Raw genomic sequence first — 20,337 nt, 5'->3', positions numbered from 1 at the left:
ATCTAAACATTCAGACACTGAGTTTTTAGATAATTAGAATCAAAATTAACTTTATGAGGTATCAACTATGGTAGCAGTAGAACTGTTTGTCGTTCTGCTCTTCATCTATTTGGGAGCAAGAATTGGGGGCATTGGTATTGGTCTTGCCGGTGGTGCGGGTGTTATTGCACTGTCGCTGTTTTTAGGTGTACCAACAAGCCAAGCGTTCATTCCTATCGATGTTATTCTGATCATTATGTCGGTAATTACCGCGATCGCTGCTATGCAAGTCGCCGGTGGTCTAGATTGGATGGTGCAAGTAGCTGAGAACTTCCTGCGCAAGCATCCTGAGCGCATCACATTTTACGCGCCAATTGTTACCTTCCTAATGACATTAATGGCGGGTACCGGTCACACTGCTTTCTCTACACTGCCTGTTATTGCAGAAGTAGCCAAAGGCCAAGGCGTTCGTCCTTCTCGTCCACTTTCTATCGCGGTAGTGGCTTCTCAGATTGCCATTACCGCTTCGCCAATTTCGGCAGCAGTGGTTGCATTCGCGGCAATGCTGGCACCAATGGGCGTCGATTACCTAACGCTACTTGCTGTGTGTATTCCAACGACATTTGTTGCCTGTATGGTGGGTGCATTTGTGGCTAACTTCATGGGCTGTGAGCTAAAAGATGATCCTGTTTATCAAGAGCGCCTAGAAAAAGGCCTAATCAAGCTAGCAACTGAAGAGAAACGTGAAATCCTACCGACTGCGAAAAAAGCGACTTACATCTTCCTAGCGGCGATTGGTTTTGTGGTTTGTTACGCAGCGGCAATTTCGAACTCAATTGGTCTGATTGACAACCCTGCTCTTGGCCGCAACGAAGCGATCATGACCGTGATGCTTGCAGCCGCAGCCGCTATCGTAATGAGCTGTAAAATCGACTCAGGTAAAATCCCAGCTGCAGCAACGTTCCGTTCTGGTATGACAGCGTGTGTTTGTGTACTGGGTGTGGCATGGCTTGGTTCTACGTTTGTAAACGCACACGTTGATGGGATTAAAGAAGTCGCTGGTGCACTACTGGCTGACTACCCTTGGATGCTAGCAATGGTACTGTTCTTCGCTTCTATGCTGCTTTACTCACAAGGTGCAACTACGGTTGCCTTGATGCCTGCAGCACTAGCGATTGGCGTAGCACCACTAACGGCAGTGGCATCATTTGCGGCAGTAAGTGCGCTGTTCGTACTGCCAACTTACCCTACGCTACTCGCAGCGGTTGAGATGGATGACACAGGCTCTACTCGCATTGGTAAGTACGTCTTTAACCACCCATTCTTTATTCCGGGTGTAGCAACTATTGCGTCAGCAGTGGCGCTAGGCTTTACGTTTGGTAGCCTATTTATTTAATTCCTAGTCAATAATTCAAGGGGGCTGCGGCTCCCTTTTTTATTTTCCGATTCGTAATAATATTTAGCTCACACTTCATTATTGACCTTAATCAATAAAAGCACCGAAATTATTCGAGGCATTATAATCCATTCCATTGAATAAAATTCCCAAATAAAATCATTCCGCCATTCAACCCTGAGCTCTAATTATCACTCACAGATATTAACCAGAATATTAATCCGACTATTTCAAACAATTACCCTTACAACTAACCTATAGCCCATTACCCCTAAAAAACAGAGGGTGTTTTTTGTGAAGATCCACAAAGTTAGCGGCCAACTGTGGCTTTAAAATACAATCAGCCAGGTTAATAACCTCTATAAAAATACAATCAAGCTTAATAACTTCCCTACAGAGTTATTTATTTTTCAATAACGATAGTCGCTGATTCACTTTTATCTATAGGTATGTAGGTAGAAGTAAGGAGATAGCCATGACAACGCAAACCGTACCGACACAAGAGAAAAAAGGCGGCTTATTTGCCAACTTTAAATTCCCTTCTGCTTACACCATTCTTTTCATTCTTATCGCTCTTGTCGCCCTACTCACTTGGATTGTTCCTGCCGGTCAATACGATCGTCAAATGAACGAAGATCTCGGTCGAGAAGTTCCCGTAACAGGCACCTACCAAGCGGTAGAAGGCAATCCTCAAGGTGTCATTGATGTGCTTCTAGCACCGATTGATGGCTTCTATGACCACAATAGCTATGAAGCTGCTGCTATCGATGTTTCTCTTTTCATTCTTATCATCGGTGGCTTCCTGGGCTTAGTCACCAAGACTGGCGCTATTGATGCGGGTATCGAACGCGTAACCCATCGCTTGCAAGGTAGAGAAGAGATGATGATTCCTATCTTGATGGCACTGTTTGCAGCTGGCGGTACTGTCTATGGTATGGCGGAAGAGTCATTACCTTTTTACACCCTACTCGTTCCTGTGATGATGGCAGCACGCTTTGACCCACTCGTTGCTGCAGCAACTGTACTTCTTGGCGCGGGTATCGGTGTGCTAGGCTCTACCATTAACCCATTTGCGACGGTCATTGCTGCCAACGCTTCTGGCATTCCTTTTACTGATGGCATTATGCTGCGCGCAATCATGCTGGTGATTGGCTACGGTATCTGTGTGGCTTACGTGATGCGTTACGCTCGCATGGTTCGTGAAGACCAAAGCAAGTCTATCGTCTACGACAAGTACGAAGAGAACAAAGCGCACTTCCTTGGCAATCAAGATGTCGGCTCTCTAGAATTCACAACAACGCGTAAAGTTATCCTAGCTATCTTCGGTGGTTCATTCGGGGTAATGATTTACGGTGTGTCTGTTGCAGGATGGTGGATGGCAGAGATCTCAGCCATGTTCCTAGCGGCAACGATTCTTGTTGGCCTAGTGGCTCGCATGAGTGAAGAAGACTTTACCAATAGCTTTATCGACGGCGCTCGTGACCTACTGGGTGTCGCACTGATTATCGGTATTGCTCGCGGCATCGTGGTGGTAATGGACCGCGGTATGATCACCGATACTATCTTGTTCTCAGCAGAACAAATGGTAACCGGCCTATCGTCAGTCGTGTTCATCAATGTGATGTTCTTCCTAGAGATTCTACTGTCATTCCTAGTACCTTCAACATCAGGTCTAGCGGTATTGACCATGCCAATCATGGCACCACTTGCTGACTTTGCGGGTGTCGGTCGTGAACTTGTTATCACTGCTTACCAGTCTGCTTCAGGTCTAGTGAACTTAATTACGCCGACATCAGCGGTGGTAATGGGTGGCTTGGCTATTGCTCGCGTCCCTTACGTTCGCTGGGTGAAATGGGTAGCGCCACTGCTCGCGATTCTGACTCTGTTCTGCATCGTATGTCTAAGTATTGCAGCGCTAATCTAAGTTAACCGTTTCTTTTCCTTACCCGGCTCACAGGAAGTGAGCCCTCTCCCAAAGCCGCCCTAGTGCGGCTTTTCTCGTTTCGAAGCTAGGTAAGAAACCGTCTAGAGATTCCCTACTCACTCCTGCGTCGCTCTATGGAATGACTAACAAAACTCCTCTTCACTACAGCACTGTCATCCTCAAGAGTGAGGAACGAACGAGTTGGGGATCTCTTAACGCTAGTCGCACTATTTTAGAGATTCCCTACTCTCTCCTTCGTCGCTCTATGGAATGACTAACAAAACTCCTCTTCACTACAGCACTGTCATCCTCAAGAGTGAGGAACGAACGAGTTGGGGATCTCTTAACGCTAGTCGCTCTATGGAATGACTAATTCAAATAACACCATTCAATGAATCTACATTTCCCGACATTTATTAATAAGAAAAACTATCGCAATTAATTAACTCTATTAATCTAACTTATTTTAGTGTTTGTCGTATTTTAAATGGCCAATGTGATCCACAACATACTTATTATCAAAAGTTTTGTTACCAGACAATTAATTCACTCTACAAAATCACTTATCTAGGAGTTTTAAGTGCATACTTCCAACCTATTCACCTTTTTATTAGTCTATTTAAATTGAATTTTATTCCCCCTAAACACCGCCAATCTAATACTACGCATAAAGTGATGCATAAACTTCCCCAAAACTCACCTAAATAGGGCATTCACATCCAGGCAACAAGTGAATAGATATTGTTAAAACCCTTATAAATCAAGGCTTGGAGCATAAAAAACGAACTGTGATTGACCTCTAAGAATCCCCTGCCAACAGGCGTAATATGAATTCCAGAAACAAAATAAGTGAATAAGCAAATTCACGCTTCTATTCCCTACAAATTAATTATTAGTTTTTTAAATTAAAACTAATTAAAGAAATATAAGAGAGATACGATCATGAGTAAGTTATACGTAGGTTCTGAAATCGGTCAATTACGTCGCGTTCTTGTTCACCGTCCTAGACGCGCTCTCACTCACTTAACACCTTCTAACTGTCATGACCTACTGTTTGATGACGTGCTTGCTGTTGAGCGTGCAGGTAAAGAGCACGATGTGTTCACTCAAACACTGCGTGACCAAGGTGTCGAGGTTTTACTTCTTACCGACCTTCTTGCTGACACACTTGCAGTGCCAGAAGCAAAAGATTGGCTACTGAGCCGTCAGGTATCTGATTACCGTCTAGGTAAAACATTTGCTAACGACGTGCGCTGCTACCTAGGTGACCTTCCAAACCTAGAACTAGCGAAGATCCTAACGGGTGGTCTGTCTTACGCTGAAATGCCAATGAAGTCTTCTTCTATGTTGCAAGGTCTTCACGCGCCAACAGACTTCATCATCGAGCCACTACCAAACCACTTATTCACTCGTGACACTTCATGCTGGGTTTACGGTGGCGTATCCATCAACCCAATGGCGAAACCAGCTCGTCAACGTGAAACTAACCATGTTCGCGCTATCTACCGCTGGCACCCAACGTTCGCAGGTCAAGACTTCATTAAGTACTTTGGCGATGACGAAAACATCAACTACGACAACTCAACCATCGAAGGCGGTGACGTATTGGTTATCGGTCGCGGCACAGTACTTATCGGCATGTCTGAGCGTACAACCGCACAAGGTGTTGAGCACTTAGCATCAGGCTTGTTCAAACACGGTCAAGCGAAGCAAATCATTGCAATGGAGCTACCGAAACACCGCTCTTGCATGCACCTAGATACCGTAATGACGCACATGAACGAAGATACTTTCTCTGTTTACCCAGAAGTAGTGCGTAAAGACGTTAAATGTTGGAGCCTAACTGGTGATGAGTCTGGCGCGGTCAATGTCAAAGAAGAAGGCTACTTCGTCACGGCTATCGAAAAAGCATTGGGCGTAGACAAGCTAAACCTTATCACAACCGGTGGTGACAACTTCCACGCAGAACGTGAGCAGTGGAACGACGCGAACAACGTTCTTACCGTGAAACCAGGCGTGGTTATCGGCTACGAAGGCAACACTTACACCAACGAGAAATACGACAAAGCAGGCATCACTGTACTCCCTATCCCAGGTGATGAGCTAGGTCGTGGTCGCGGCGGCGCTCGCTGCATGAGCTGCCCAATCGAACGTGACGGCATTTAAGTAACCAGTTGATTTGGCAGGAGGGAACTTTCTCCTGCCCCCTGCAAAGAGATAACAGCAATGACTAAACAAACTGTAGTTGTAGCACTAGGTGGTAACGCTCTTCTTCGTCGCGGTGAACCGTTGGAAGCAGATGTGCAGCGCCACAATATTGAAATCGCGGTAAAAACCATTTCTGAGATTGCTCAAGAGTACAACGTGGTACTTGTGCACGGTAACGGCCCACAAGTTGGCTTACTGGCCCTGCAAGGTTTGGAATACAAAAAAGTGGCGCCTTACCCACTAGACGTATTGGGCAGTGAAACTCAAGGCATGATCGGCTACATGCTGATGCAAGAATTCAAAAACCAAATGCCTAACGTCAACGCAACTTGCATGTTGACCCAAATGACCGTCGATCCAAAAGATCCTGCCTTCGCTGACCCGACTAAGCCAATTGGTCCAATTTACGAAGAAGCAGAAGCACGTGAATTGGCTGAGAAGTACCACTGGACAATCAAGCCAGACGGCCAACACTTCCGCCGTGTAGTACCTAGCCCACAACCAACGGGCATCATCGAGCATGACGCGATCACTGCGCTTATCGAACAAGGTCACTTAGTGATTTGTACTGGCGGTGGCGGTATTCCGGTGAAACGCGAAAACGGCAAGTTAGTCGGTGTGGAAGCGGTTATCGACAAAGATATGTCAGCTGCATTCCTTGCGAAACAGTTAGATGCAGATGCACTGCTTATCCTGACTGATGCCGATGCCGTTTACCTAGATTGGGGCAAACCCACTCAACATGCACTGCGCAGCACTAACCCAAGCGAACTGGCGAAATACCAATTTGATGCAGGCTCTATGGGGCCAAAAATCGAAGCATCGTGCGAGTTCATTAAGCAAGGCGGCAAAGTGGTTGGCATCGGCTCACTGCAAGATGGCCTGCAAATTCTTCAAGGCACAGCCGGCACTAACATCACTAAAGGCTAGGCCCTAAATAAACATTAGTTATTTAAAACCAATTACCTTGTGCGCTTTCTTACCTCTTTCCCTGCAACCAAGAGAGCGCATACAAAACAAAGAAGGAAAACATCATGGCTTTTAACCTACGTAACCGTAACTTCCTAAAACTATTAGACTTTACTCCACGTGAAATCCAACATTTCTTGGATCTTTCTGCGGAACTGAAAAAAGCAAAATACAACGGCTATGAGCAACCTCGTCTAAAAGGTAAAAACATTGCGTTAATCTTCGAGAAAACGTCAACTCGTACACGTTGTGCATTTGAAGTTGCAGCCTTTGACCAAGGCGCTCAAGTTTCTTACTTAGGCCCATCGGGTTCTCAAATCGGTCACAAAGAGTCAATGAAAGATACAGCTCGCGTGCTTGGTCGCATGTACGACGGCATCGAGTACCGTGGTTTCGGTCAAGAGATCGTTGAAGAGCTAGGCGCATACGCTGGCGTACCAGTATGGAACGGCCTAACAGACGAATTCCACCCAACTCAAATCCTAGCTGACTTCCTAACGATGATGGAACACGGCCGTGGCAAACAGCTACACGAAATGAAGTTTGCTTACCTAGGTGATGCACGCAACAACATGGGCAACTCGCTAATGGTTGGCGCAGCGAAAATGGGCATGGACATCCGTCTAGTGGCACCTAAAGCGTTCTGGCCAGAAGAAGAACTCGTCGCAACATGTCGTGAAATCGCTGAAGAAACCGGTGCGAAAATCACGCTAACTGAAGACGTACAAGAAGGCGTTCAAGGTTGTGATTACCTATACACTGACGTTTGGGTATCTATGGGTGAAGCGAAAGAAGCTTGGGCTGAGCGTATTAACCTAATGATGCCTTACCAAGTGAACATGGACATGCTAAAAGCAACGGGTAACCCACATGTGAAATTCATGCACTGCCTACCAGCGTTCCACGGTGAAGATACTACCGTTGGTAAACAGCTAGCGGCTGAGTACCCACAACTGAAAGATGGCGTGGAAGTGACCGATGAAGTGGTTGAGTCTAAGCACTCTATCGTCTTCGATGAAGCTGAAAACCGCATGCACACTATCAAAGCGGTAATGGTTGCGACACTAGGCGACTAATCTGCAGGGAAATGCGGGTGGCAGGATAGGAAGTTCTCTTGAATAAAGCCCGCATTTTTTTTCATCAAGGATTTGGTGATTGATACGCAAAAACGCCCTCAAGCAAGTTCAGCCAAAGGTTGGATAAAAGTAGCGAAAAGATGCGAAGTTCGCATAAAAATCCAATTTCTGGATACTTTTCGCAAACGCTTGCGCGGCGTTTTTTTGTGCGTATAATCCTCCGCAATTTGTCTTAGGAGAGAACAATGAAACCGTTTACTACTGCTCATTGCTGTATTAAAAAGCGCCCTCAACTTGGGTCGTTGTCTGTTTCGTTTTCTCTATTCAATCTATTTTAAAGCCTCCTATTTCAGGGGGCTTTTTTTTGTCTATAAATCACGACTAGGAAGCATTGCTATGGCGCATTCGTTATTTAATAAGCACATCATTTCCATCCCTGAGCTCAGCCGTGAAGAGCTAGAGCTTATCGTCGATACGGCGGCAAGATTAAAAGCTGAACCGAATCCAGAGCTGTTGAAAAACAAAGTGGTCGCGAGCTGTTTCTTTGAACCATCAACGCGTACTCGCCTTTCATTTGAAACCGCTGTTGAGCGTTTAGGTGGCAGCGTGATTGGTTTTGATAACGGTGGTAACACGTCTCTGGCGAAAAAAGGCGAAACATTGGCTGACTCGGTGCAAGTTATCGCTTCGTATGTGGATGCGTTCGTTATGCGTCATCCACAAGAAGGCGCTGCACGTCTAGCTTCTGAATTCTCTAACGGTGTGCCTATCATCAACGGTGGCGACGGCGCGAACCAACATCCGACACAGACACTGCTCGACCTATTCTCTATCTACGAAACTCAAGGCACGTTAGACAACCTCAACGTCGCGTTCGTCGGTGACTTAAAATACGGCCGCACTGTTCACTCTCTAACTCAAGCATTAGCGAAGTTCGACAACGTCCGTTTCTTCTTTATCGCACCAGACGCACTGGCGATGCCAGACTACATCTGTGAAGAACTAGAAGAGTCAGGCATTACATTCAGCATGCACAGCAACATTGAAGAAGTGGTGCCAGAGCTGGATGTACTATACATGACCCGTGTACAAAAAGAGCGTTTTGACGAGTCGGAATACGCGCACATGAAATCGGCCTTTATCCTAACAGCGGCGACCTTAACGGAAGCGCGCGACAACCTTAAAGTACTCCACCCTCTACCACGTGTTGATGAAATCACGGTCGATGTCGACAAAACCAAACACGCTTACTACTTCGAACAAGCTGAAAATGGCGTATACGCACGTGAAGCTTTACTGGCCCTTGTTCTTAACGACACCCTTTAATAGCAGGAGAGATATCATGGTGAAAGAAACTCAACTTCAGGTAGAAGCAATTCGTAACGGCTCTGTAATCGACCATATCCCTGCTCATATTGGTATTAAAGTGCTTAAGTTGTTCAAGATGCACAAGACCAACGAGCGCATCACGATTGGCTTGAACCTACCGTCGTCAGCACTAGGCGCGAAAGATCTGATTAAGATTGAGAACATCTACCTAACGAAAGAGCAAGCTAACCAGTTAGCGCTTTACGCACCGAAAGCAACGGTAAACCAGATTGAAGAGTACAAGGTGGTGAATAAACTCAACTTGGCACTTCCTGACAGTATTGAAAGTGTTTTTGAATGTCCGAACAGCAACTGTATTTCTCACGGTGAACCTGTTGAAAGCAAATTCAAAGTGCAAGAAAAACACGACAACGTGCAGCTAAAATGTCACTACTGTGAAAAAGTATTCTCACGCGAAATTATGACAGAAGCGCGCTAATGGCGTGATTACTCAGCTTTAAAACCTTTCCTTTAAATCTTGCGGATATTTATGCCATAACATGGATAAATATCCGCAAGCCCTCCGAACACACCGCTAACTTCAAGAAATTATATAGTTTTTTATTTGGCGATCGCATTCACATTGCCGCATATAATTTGGTGGTAAACTCAAAATTATAAAATAAGTTACCAGAGAGTAACGGCTCACCAGACATAGCATCCGAAGGAAATGGAGTGCTGAGAGTGGTATGGACGATTATTCATTACGTCATAGTTAAGGAGTTCGCATGAGTGAAACTCTAAATTCCAATATCGTGGATTACAGTGAAGATAAAACGCTGACCGCTGCCTGCAAACGCTTACTGCAACAACAAAGTTTCTCGACTCAAAATGAACTGCGAGAAGCCCTTGTCGATATTGGCTTTCATGGGATTAGTCAATCTACAGTATCCCGTTTATTGTCTCAGCTAGGGGTCATCAAGGTACAAAACGCCTGCGGTAAAAAGGTTTATTGCATTACGGTTGAAACCGCGCCGGTGCGCGTAGAGTCGTCTATCTCTTCCCAAATTGAGTTCATCACCCATAACCAAGCTATGGTGGTGGTAAAAACCCACCCGGGTAGTGCGCAACTTGTCGCGCGCTTGGTCGATATTGACCCTCACACCGAGATCCTCGGTACGGTCGGCGGGAATGACACCGTATTGGTGATCCCCAAAGACACTGACCATATTGATGCTTGCGAACGTGTCGTTCGAGCGCGTTTAGGGGTTGCCTAGGTCATCCAAAATTCATCAGAGTGGCCACAGCTCTTTCTCCTTCTCTATGTGGCCGCTCTTCTTATCAACAATAATTCATATTGCGTGAAACTTATTCCGCCTTTCTTCTGTCTGATTGAGTTAAAATGATGAAAATTTAACTTAAGTGGCTCTTCTATGCGCTTCGCCTTATCTCTTTTACTGCTGTGTATTTCTGTCGTTTCAACGCCCGCAATGGCGCTGTTTGGGCAATCCAATTCTTCATTGTCTTTTGGCAATGACAGCAATACGTTCGTCCCGGTCGATGAAGCTTTCCCGTTCAACGCCTTCCAGCAAGGCGACCGTGTACTCATGGATTGGCAAGTTAAAGAAGACTACTACCTCTATCAGCACCGAGTTTCGATCAGTGGTGAAAATGTCTCGATTGGCAATATTGAGATGCGCGATGGCGAACCGTACAAAGATGAATTTTTCGGTGATGTGAATATTTACACCACACCGCTGTTCGTTGAAGTACCACTGGCCGATTATCAAGATGGCGCTCGTTTGATTGTTCGGTACCAAGGCTGTGCAAAAGCGGGGTTCTGTTATCCACCAGAGACTCGTGTCGTTGACCTTACTAGCTTTACGACTTCAGCGAGTAACACTTCATCCACTACATCATCTACTCAACCAGCAACCAAAGAAACATCGGTTCCTGTGGCTGCTGAACCTACAGCGCCAGTATCCAGTGAGTCGAACCTTGCGTCTAAGTTGAGTGACAATTGGTGGACACCACTGATGTTCCTGGCGCTCGGTGTGGGCCTCGCCTTTACACCGTGTGTACTGCCGATGTACCCGATCTTAACCAGCATCGTATTGGGCAGCGGTAAGCTCAGCCACACTCGTGCTTTGGGTTTAGCGTTCATATACGTGCAAGGTATGGCGCTGACCTATACCCTACTGGGCTTGGTCGTTGCGTCAGCCGGGATGCAATTTCAAGCGGCAATGCAACACCCTTATGTTCTTATTGGCCTAAGCATGTTGTTCGTTACGTTAGCGCTGTCAATGTTCGGCTTATACACCATTCAACTACCAAGCAGTGCTCAAACTTGGTTAAACAACTTAAGTAATAAACAGCAAGGTGGCAGCTCACTTGGCGTGTTTGCCATGGGTGCGATTTCAGGTCTCGTGTGTTCACCGTGTACCACCGCTCCACTGTCTGGTGCGTTGTTGTACGTGGCGCAAAGTGGCGATCTACTCACTGGTGGTATTGCTCTGTATGCACTCGCAATCGGCATGGGCATTCCACTGATGCTTGTGGCCGTATTTGGGAATAAGTTGCTGCCAAAAGCGGGCAACTGGATGGATCGTGTAAAAACACTGTTTGGTTTTGTCTTATTGGCTGCCCCTATCTTCCTGCTTGAACGAATCCTACCGGAACTATGGGCAACCGCGCTGTGGTCAGTGTTGGGCATCCTGGCATTTGGTTGGCTCTATCATGTGAAGAACTCGTTGCCATTCGGCGGTTGGAAGCAAAGTGTTGTCGGGATTATCGCTGTGCTTGGCCTGTTTGCTTCGGCTCAACCTGCGCTGAACTACTACTTTGGCAATTCCCACCTCGAACAAACACAAAATCAAGTTGAGTTCATTCGTGTCGCTAACATTGATGAGCTCAACCAACAGCTCGAAGCGGCTAAACTGGCCGGTAAACCTGTGATGCTCGACTTCTATGCCGATTGGTGTGTGACCTGTAAAGAGTTTGAGAAGTACACCTTCCACCAGCCAGCGGTTGAAGCCAAGCTCAAAGACTTTGTGTTACTGCAAGCAGACGTCACACGTAACCAACCTCAAGACATTGCCCTACTCAAAGAAATGCGTGTGCTTGGTCTGCCTACCATTGAGTTCTGGGATAGCCAAGGCGAGCCCGTTTCAAACGCTCGCATCACCGGCTTTATGAATGAAGAGACCTTCCTAAAGCATTTGGATACCCATAGCCTTTAAGCTTTCAAACAACGCCAGCACCTTTGCTGGCGTTATTGTATGTGGCGATAAACCGAATCTTCGCAATCAGATCCCGACCAAAGTGAGCAAGTACTCATTTATTTTTTAAGGTTGGTCCCTATATGCAATTTTGCTAATAAAACCCGATACAGTTCAGACTTTTAGTGGATAAACATTGTTCACAATCGCAAAGATGACAATAATTCCATTAACTCAACCGTCATAAGTAGTTAACGTCATGGATTCGACTTACACCATTATCATTGCCGATGATCACCCACTGTTTCGCAATGCTCTATTTCAATCAGTTCATATGGCTGTGAGTGGTGCTAACTTACTCGAAGCCGATTCACACGACGCCTTACTGACTTTGCTCAAAAAAGAAGACGAGCCCGATCTGCTGCTGCTCGATCTAAAAATGCCCGGTGCCAATGGCATGTCTGGTTTAATCCAGCTCCGTGCTGAATATCCAGATTTGCCGATTGTGGTGGTTTCGGCCAGTGAAGAACCTGCAGTAGTCACACAAGTGAAAAGCCATGGTGCGTTTGGCTTTATTCCGAAATCCAGTGACATGCGCGAGCTTATCTCAGCCCTCAACCAAGTGCTCAATGGCGAACCTTTCTTTCCTGAGGGGTCGATTACCAACAATGCGGCTTGCAATGATTTAGCTGAAAAAATATCTACTTTAACGCCACAGCAATACAAAGTTCTTGGAATGCTATCCGATGGTTTGCTCAATAAGCAGATTGCGTACGAGTTAAATGTGTCAGAAGCGACCATTAAAGCCCATATGACGGCCATATTTAGAAAATTAGATGTGAAAAACCGAACTCAGGCAGTTATTTTGCTACAACAATTAGAATCTGAGGTTTAACTCACCAGAAAATAACATTAATACTCTTAGAATTTTGCTAAAATAGCGCGTGTAAACACACTCTATATCAGGCGACAATCTGATTTACCCCTCTGTTCACTAACTCTGGGAGTACTTCTCTTGTTAAGCATCATCATTACCCAATTTGTGGTTCTCTGGGCCGTTATTGATCCTATCGGGTCTGTTCCCGTTTATCTCTCTCAAACTCAACACCTCACAGCCAAGCAGCGCCGACTGGTCGCCTTAAAAGCGGTTGCTATCGCGACGGGTGTTTTGCTGTTTTTCTTACTCATAGGACAAGTGCTACTTGAGGCGATGCAAATCCCATTGCCAGCCTTTCAGGCCGCCGGTGGTTTAGTTCTGCTGCTGTTCGCCCTGACGATGATTTTTGGAGAATCAAAGCCTGAGCAAGAAACCAAGCTTTCTGAAGAAATCAGTCATTCCGATCTTGCTGATTTAGCGGTCTACCCTTTAGCGATTCCTTCGATTGCCTCTCCTGGTGCAATGATGGCGATTGTCATGTTGACGGACAACCACCGTTTTTCATTGATTGATCAGGGAATTACCGCTGGCATCATGGTCGTTGTGCTATTGATTACGCTGTTACTGCTGTTAGGCGCGACACATATTCAGAAATGGATTGGCAATGTCGGTGCCGCCATTATTAGCCGCGTGATGGGGCTGATTCTAGCGGCGGTTGCCGTCAATAACCTGCTGATGGGGATCAAAGATTTCTACATAAGCTAGATTAAATTTATAGAATAATGAATGAAACGTTAGACTTTAGGCTAATTTAACACAACGTTAACATCACAAAAATCAATACGTCTTTTACTAAGCGCCCGTTATATGGGCGCTTTTTGTTTTTATTGCCGCGACTAAAGTTGAAAAGAGTTATTGCCAAGCCCTTGCTAATGTACATGGTGAAACATTTTTTTAACAACCCAAACCAATCGTAAGGAGGCGGCAATGGCGTTTGAAAGTCAGGATAAAGCCAAAGCCTATTGGGATAAGAACGTGAAGCTGATGATCACTCTAATGGTGATTTGGTTCGTTGTATCTTTCGGCTGCGGCATCTTATTTGTCGATCAACTTAATCAATTTCAACTAGGTGGTTACAAGCTAGGTTTCTGGTTTGCTCAACAAGGCTCAATCTATGCCTTCCTAGGTATTATTTTCTACTACGCGTGGAAAATGCGCCAAATCGACCGTGAATTCGGCGTAGATGAGTAAGGAGTCACTCAGATGGATTTGAAAACTATCACTTACCTCGTTGTTGGTGCGACCTTTATCCTTTACATCGGTATTGCGATTTGGGCTCGTGCTGGATCAACGAAAGAGTTCTATGTTGCTGGCGGTGGTGTAAACCCAATCGCAAACGGCATGGCAACCGCAGCAGACTGGATGTCAGCAGCATCATTTATCTCTATGGCTGGTCTTATCGCCTTCATGGGTTACGGCGGCAGCGTATTCCTAATGGGTTGGACTGGCGGTTACGTACTTCTAGCACTTCTACTTGCACCTTACCTACGTAAGTTTGGCAAGTTCACGGTGCCAGAGTTCGTAGGCGAACGTTTCTACTCAAACACAGCGCGTATTGTAGCGGTTGTGTGTCTAATCATCGCATCAGTAACTTACGTTATCGGTCAGATGAAAGGGGTTGGTGTTGCGTTCGGTCGTTTCCTAGAAGTGGACTACTCTACTGGCCTACTGATCGGTATGTGTATCGTATTTATGTACGCGGTTATGGGCGGCATGAAAGGCATCACATACACGCAGATTGCTCAATATTGCGTACTCATTTTAGCTTACACTATTCCTGCAATCTTCATCTCTCTGCAACTAACAGGTCACCCTCTTCCTCAAATTGGCCTAGGGAGTACCATACAAGGCACCGATGTCTATCTACTCGATAGGCTCGACCAAGTGGTCACCGAGCTCGGATTTAGTGAATACACCACCCATGTCCGGGGTGATACGTTAAACATGTTTGTTTACACGATGTCGCTAATGATTGGTACTGCAGGTCTGCCACACGTAATCATCCGTTTCTTCACGGTACCGAAAGTGCGTGACGCACGTACATCAGCAGGCTGGGCACTACTGTTCATCGCTATCCTATATACTACCGCTCCGGCAGTATCTGCAATGGCTCGCTTAAACCTAATGGATACTGTTAACCCTGCTCCTGGTAAGCACCTTGCTTATGATGAGCGTCCTGACTGGTTCAAAAACTGGGAGAAAACAGGTCTACTTGGCTTTGATGATAAGAACGGTGATGGCCTAATTGAGTACACGTCTAGCGCTGCAACCAATGAGCTAAAAGTTGACCGTGACATCATGGTACTGGCTAACCCTGAGATTGCGAAGCTACCGAACTGGGTAATCGCACTTGTCGCAGCGGGTGGTCTAGCAGCGGCACTATCAACGGCGGCAGGCTTATTATTGGCCATCTCGTCCGCGATATCTCATGACTTAATCAAAGGCGTCATAAACCCGAATATCTCCGAGAAGAATGAGCTGCTCGCCAGTCGGATTGCTATGGCTGTAGCGATTGCGGTGGCCGGTTATCTCGGCCTCAACCCACCAGGCTTTGCCGCTGGTACGGTTGCACTGGCCTTCGGTCTCGCAGCATCGTCCATCTTCCCGGCCTTGATGATGGGTATCTTCAGCAAAGGTATCAATAAAGAAGGCGCAATCGCAGGTATGATTGCAGGTATCAGTATCACTCTATTCTACGTATTCCAGCACAAAGGCATCCTATTCGTTGCTGACTGGAAATACCTAGAAAGCTGGGGCAGTAACTGGTTCTTTGGCATTGAGCCAAACGCATTTGGTGCAATTGGTGCTCTGTTTAACTTCATCGTCGCGTTCGCTGTATCGAAAGTAACAGCTGAGACGCCACAAGAAGTGAAAGACTTGGTTGAACACGTACGTGTACCAGCGGGTGCTGGCGGTGCAGTCGACCACTAAAACTATACCTAAACCACAAAAGCCCCGATTGGGGCTTTTTTATTCGCTTAACTTATTCTAATAATTAAAGATTCTCTGAACAGTAGCAAGGACGTATACGAGTGCCATTGATTCTATGTTCAGAGATTACGCAGATAAAATCGCTTAGAACAAGGCAAAGATTGCAGCAAGCTAGTTGCTCTACCTTCTAAATCTTTAACGCAGTTATTAGCGATTTTAGCCAGTAAGAATGAACAGATAATTGATGGAACTAGTATTTTATGTTCAAAAACAAGCACTTTCTGATCGCATTACTAATCGCCCCTATCCTCTCTTTGATTGCCTATTTTGGTACAGATATGGCGCTGAGTGAAAAGCCTCACGCGGCGAAAGAAGGGGAAACCTATAAGTTGGCCGCTAAATCAAACTGCCGCTATACCAGTGGTTTGTGCGATATGACGAATGGCGACTTTAAAGTGCAGTTTCGCTCAGAAAAACTCACAGCGAATAGTTTAGACCTATCACTCAAAGCTGCTTTTCCGCTTGAAGGTATCAAACTATCGATTGTAGATAGCCAAGACCAAGCAACTCAACCACTCGATATGACGCCAAACGACAGTACCGGCCAGAACTGGTCTATCTCACTGCCAAAGCCGGCTTCTGCTAAGAGTTGGTTGCGAGTAGCGATTCAAGCTGATGGCACGCTTTACTATGGCGAGACGCAAACAGCGTTTGTGAAATACGAAACGCTGTTTACGGAATAGCGAGAAGCGAGAAGCGAGAAGCGAGAAGCGAGAAAAATATTTAGGGTTGGCGTTTTGCGTCAACCCTTTGTTTTTTTATTCACCATCATCCCCGAGAGCGAACAACGAGTGCGTTAGGTTTCTCTTGAAACAAACAGGAAGCTTGATGAGATTCCCTACTCCTTCCTTCGTCAGTCTATGGAATGACGATAATAGATCTGACTTCTAAACCCGATTCAGCACCGCTCTCAATTTCAGCGGTTTAACCGGCTTAGGGATAAAGCTAAAACCATTTGATTTGATGCCATCAAGCATATCATCGGTCCGGTCAGCACTGATAATTACCCCGATAAAGCTATCCCCTAGTCTCAAGCGACATTGCTGCAGAACTTCTAACCCTGTTCGGCCGTTATCAAGACGATAATCAGAAAGAATCACATCGGGCACCCAAATTTCTTCAATCGCTTGCAGTGAGTTAACCAGATCAACGGCAGTGCGCACATCACACCCCCAGCGACCTAGCAGGTTCTCCATACCCACCAAAATGTCGTTTTCATTGTCGACACACAGCACTTTTAGATGACTGAGATCCGAAACCGCTGCCACTGGTGCAGACTTCACTGGAGCAATCGCCTGCATGCTACGCGCTAACGTGATTGAGAATACACTGCCTTTACCCGGCCATGAACGCATCGTGATTTGGTGACCGAGTACATGAGCAATACCTTTGGAAATGGCTAACCCGAGACCTAACCCCTGATCAGAACGGACTTGTGTACCTCGGTTAAACTCTTCGAAGATCTCTTGCTGCTTATCTTCATCAATGCCCATTCCGTTGTCCCACACGTCAATGCGCGCTTGAGTCCCGACTCGCCTCACACCTAATACCACTTTACCTTTCGGGCTATAACGGAATGCGTTAGTTAGGAAGTTCTGCACCACTCGGCGCAGCAGTTTCGGATCGGATTGCACCAATAACTGGCTAGGGATCATCGTAAACTCAATACCCTGCTGTTTGGCTAATGCACTGAACTCCGCATTTAAGTTCGACAACACATCGTTAATCGCAAAGCCATGGACATTAATATCTAATTTGCCCGACTCTAAACGCGAGATATCCAACAGGTCACCAATAAGGTCTTCGGCTGCACCTAAGGCACTTTCAATATGATGTGACAGCTGCTTGGTTTCAGCATCTTTGGCCACCTCAGATAGTGATGAGGCAAATAAGCGAGCCGCATTGAGCGGTTGCATTAAGTCATGGCTCACCGCGGCTAAGAAGCGAGATTTCGACTGAGATTCATGCTCTGAGCGCTGCGTGGCACTGACTAACTTTTTATTCAACTGTTCAAGTTCTTGGGTACGCTCTTGAACCCGCTCTTCTAGCGATTCGTTGGCATCTTTCAGCGCTTGTTCCGCATCCCTAAACACTGTGATGTCGGTAAAGCTCATGACAAAGCCACCACCCGGCATTGGATTCCCTTGCACCTCAATCACTCGACCATCCGGACGAACGCGAGATGAAGTATGGCGAGTGCCTTGTTCTAAGTGAAACACTCGGCGGCGCACATGCTCTTCTGGATCGCCTGGGCCACACAGTCCTTGCTCGGCATTATGACGAATCACATCCGCAATCGGTCGGCCCACCTGAATTAAACCGGCTGGAAAGGTGAATAACTCTAAGTATCGTTGGTTCCAAGCCACCAGCCTAAGCTGCTTATCGACTACCGCAATGCCCTGACCAATATGCTCAATCGCACCTTGTAATAAACCGCGGCTAAAGTCATACAGCTCCGAGGCTTCATCAACGATGGTCGCAACTTCTTCCAACTGCATGTTTCTGCCTTGTAGGGCCGAAGTCAGTACTAACTTAGCCGAAGAGGCACCAAACACCCCAGCAAGAACACGCTCGGTATGACGAATCAAGGTCGAAGGCGCTTGTTGATTAGGCAGTAAAGTTTCCCGCTGCTGTTGCCAATATTGCCTAAAGGCGCTGCGTACTCGCTGCCTACCGACAAAACGTGACGCCAACATTTCAAGCTCACCCACCGTGACTCGGCTTTGGTAAAGGCTCATGTTTTCGCTTTCAGGTAATGGCGTACCAACAAACGAAGCCGATTGTAAGCGTTCACTCAGGCTGGCTCGGGTAAAGAGTGAAATCACCACATAACACAATGTATTAAGAGTAACGCTCAATACAATGCCCCAATCTGAGTTCTTCACATTCCAGCTTTGCAGTAGCTCTGGCGGAGTGATCAACCAGAGTAAGAAGTTGTTTTCCGCCGAGCCTGCCAGCATGTCCGTTTGGCTCATCAAAGTGATCAGCCACAAGGTAAAGCCTACCGCTAAACCGACATACACCCCTTTACGGTTGCCTTGTCGCCAGTACATTCCGCCAATAAGAGCCGGGGCAAACTGGGTAATCGCAGCAAACGACAGAAAGCCAATCGCAGAGAGTGAGTGGATGCTCCCAAAGGCTTGATAAAAACCCCACGCACCAAGTAAAAGCAGCAATATCAAGCCACGGCGAATAACTAATAACAGCCCAGAGAAATGACGATGAGTACGCTGTGATAAACGCATTCGACGTAAAAGCAGCGGCATAACAAGATCATTGGATACCATGATCGCCAACGCTATGGTTGAGACAATCACCATGCCGCTCGCCGCTGACGTACCGCCTAAGAATGCCAATAGCGCGACATCTTGCGCGCCTACGGCCATCGGTAAACTGATCACATAGGTATCTGGGCTCGCATCCGTCAGCAGCCCCTGACCCACCCAGGCGATAGGCAAGACAAACACACCCATCAAAATCAAATAGAGAGGAAATAGCCACCTTGCGGTATGCAGATCTTGCGCGCGTTCGTTCTCCACCACCATGGTATGAAACTGACGAGGCAAACAGACAATCGCCAACATGGTTAAAACAGTGTGGATCAGTAAAGTTGCGATGTTAGGCGATTGGTAGGTTTGACTGGCGATTTCAGCCAGTTCAATATCGCTGCGATTCAATGCTAAGAACAGAATAAAGAAGCCAACCGCGAGAAAGGCCACCAGCTTGACGATCGACTCAAATGCAATCGCCATCATCATGCCACGGTGGTGCTCGGTATTATCGATATGGCGAGTACCAAACAACATGGTAAAGATCGCCAGCGCTCCCACCACAAACCAAGACACATCAAAATGAGAGTTTTGGAAATGAACCGGCAGCTCTGGCGCAATGATTTCGAGCCCCATGGTAATGCCACGAAGCTGCAAGGCGATATAGGGCAAGATACCTGCGACAGCAATCAAGGTCACGACCACCGCCAAGCCCTGAGATTTACCGTAACGGGCGGCGATAAAGTCGGCAATCGAGGTGATGTGTTCTCGTTTAGCCGTAATGATCAAGCGAGCGAGGATCCGCCAGCCAAAGGTGAAGACTAAAATGGGGGCGATATAGATAGGAAGAAAAGCCCACGGGTTACTGCTGGCTTGCCCCACCGTGCCATAAAAGGTCCACGAGGTGCAGTAAACCGCAATCGACAAGCTGTAAACCCAAGGACGCCATTTAGCCAGCCAGGTACTGCGTTTGTCACCATACCAAGCAATGAGAAACAGTAGCCCGAGATAGAGCAATGAAACGGTGATCACGAGCCAACCTTGCATCCGATATCCTTATCT

General features: G+C 46.6%; 15 protein-coding genes. 14 read left to right on the top strand and 1 reads right to left on the bottom strand.

Translation table 11 applies throughout. The features are described 5' to 3' along the window. Positions 1-67 precede the first annotated feature (67 nt). The 14 genes from EJ063_RS15510 to EJ063_RS15445 all read left to right on the top strand — a co-directional run bounded on the left by EJ063_RS15510 (position 68) and on the right by EJ063_RS15445 (position 16,689). Positions 68-1,375 carry an anaerobic C4-dicarboxylate transporter gene (locus EJ063_RS15510; RefSeq protein ID WP_126575252.1) on the top strand — a complete coding sequence of 436 codons (1,308 nt, stop codon included), beginning with the start codon at positions 68-70 and terminating at the stop codon, positions 1,373-1,375. 475 nt (positions 1,376-1,850) lie between these two features. After that, positions 1,851-3,299, top strand: coding sequence for a YfcC family protein (locus tag EJ063_RS15505; protein WP_126575251.1), 1,449 nt, complete (start codon positions 1,851-1,853; stop codon positions 3,297-3,299). Between the two features lie 942 nt (positions 3,300-4,241). Next, positions 4,242-5,465, top strand: coding sequence for an arginine deiminase (arcA, locus tag EJ063_RS15500; RefSeq protein WP_004410565.1), 1,224 nt, complete (start codon positions 4,242-4,244; stop codon positions 5,463-5,465). Between the two features lie 60 nt (positions 5,466-5,525). Beyond that, complete coding sequence (gene arcC / locus EJ063_RS15495) at positions 5,526-6,437, top strand: carbamate kinase (RefSeq protein ID WP_126575250.1); 912 nt, start codon at positions 5,526-5,528, stop codon at positions 6,435-6,437. A 104-nt stretch (positions 6,438-6,541) separates the two neighbouring features. Further along, positions 6,542-7,552 carry an ornithine carbamoyltransferase gene (locus EJ063_RS15490; RefSeq protein WP_005470961.1) on the top strand — a complete coding sequence of 337 codons (1,011 nt, stop codon included), beginning with the start codon at positions 6,542-6,544 and terminating at the stop codon, positions 7,550-7,552. 396 nt (positions 7,553-7,948) lie between these two features. Continuing rightward, positions 7,949-8,878 (top strand): aspartate carbamoyltransferase, encoded by a 930-nt coding sequence (gene pyrB, locus EJ063_RS15485; protein ID WP_126575249.1) that lies wholly within the window; start codon positions 7,949-7,951, stop codon positions 8,876-8,878. 16 nt (positions 8,879-8,894) lie between these two features. Continuing rightward, complete coding sequence (pyrI, locus tag EJ063_RS15480; RefSeq protein WP_126575248.1) at positions 8,895-9,359, top strand: aspartate carbamoyltransferase regulatory subunit; 465 nt, start codon at positions 8,895-8,897, stop codon at positions 9,357-9,359. 289 nt (positions 9,360-9,648) lie between these two features. Then, positions 9,649-10,137, top strand: coding sequence for an arginine repressor (locus tag EJ063_RS15475; RefSeq protein WP_126575247.1), 489 nt, complete (start codon positions 9,649-9,651; stop codon positions 10,135-10,137). Between the two features lie 156 nt (positions 10,138-10,293). Continuing rightward, entirely contained in the window at positions 10,294-12,099 is a 1,806-nt protein-coding gene (locus tag EJ063_RS15470; RefSeq protein WP_126575246.1) for a protein-disulfide reductase DsbD, read from the top strand. Positions 12,100-12,337: 238 nt separating this feature from the next. Beyond that, positions 12,338-12,973 carry a response regulator transcription factor gene (locus tag EJ063_RS15465; RefSeq protein ID WP_126575245.1) on the top strand — a complete coding sequence of 212 codons (636 nt, stop codon included), beginning with the start codon at positions 12,338-12,340 and terminating at the stop codon, positions 12,971-12,973. A gap of 120 nt (positions 12,974-13,093) precedes the next feature. After that, a complete protein-coding gene (locus EJ063_RS15460; protein ID WP_126575244.1) occupies positions 13,094-13,720 on the top strand; it encodes a MarC family protein in 627 nt (208 codons plus the stop codon). Between the two features lie 222 nt (positions 13,721-13,942). Next, on the top strand, positions 13,943-14,206 hold the full coding sequence (locus tag EJ063_RS15455; protein WP_004410602.1) for a DUF4212 domain-containing protein: 264 nt from the start codon (positions 13,943-13,945) through the stop codon (positions 14,204-14,206). Positions 14,207-14,218: 12 nt separating this feature from the next. After that, positions 14,219-15,946, top strand: a complete 1,728-nt coding sequence (locus tag EJ063_RS15450) for a sodium:solute symporter family protein (protein WP_126575243.1) — start codon at positions 14,219-14,221, stop codon at positions 15,944-15,946. Between the two features lie 260 nt (positions 15,947-16,206). Further along, complete coding sequence (locus EJ063_RS15445; protein ID WP_126575242.1) at positions 16,207-16,689, top strand: hypothetical protein; 483 nt, start codon at positions 16,207-16,209, stop codon at positions 16,687-16,689. 204 nt (positions 16,690-16,893) lie between these two features. On the opposite strand, the gene EJ063_RS15440 is transcribed toward EJ063_RS15445, so the two are convergent. Continuing rightward, entirely contained in the window at positions 16,894-20,322 is a 3,429-nt protein-coding gene (locus EJ063_RS15440; protein ID WP_126575241.1) for a PAS domain-containing hybrid sensor histidine kinase/response regulator, read from the bottom strand. Positions 20,323-20,337: the final 15 nt, after the last annotated feature.

The sequence above is a fragment of the Vibrio aquaticus genome (assembly GCF_003970385.1).
Lineage (GTDB): Bacteria > Pseudomonadota > Gammaproteobacteria > Enterobacterales > Vibrionaceae > Vibrio > Vibrio aquaticus.
The sequence above is the reverse complement of the archived record's forward strand: the minus strand, read 5'-3'. Positions and strand labels throughout refer to the sequence as shown.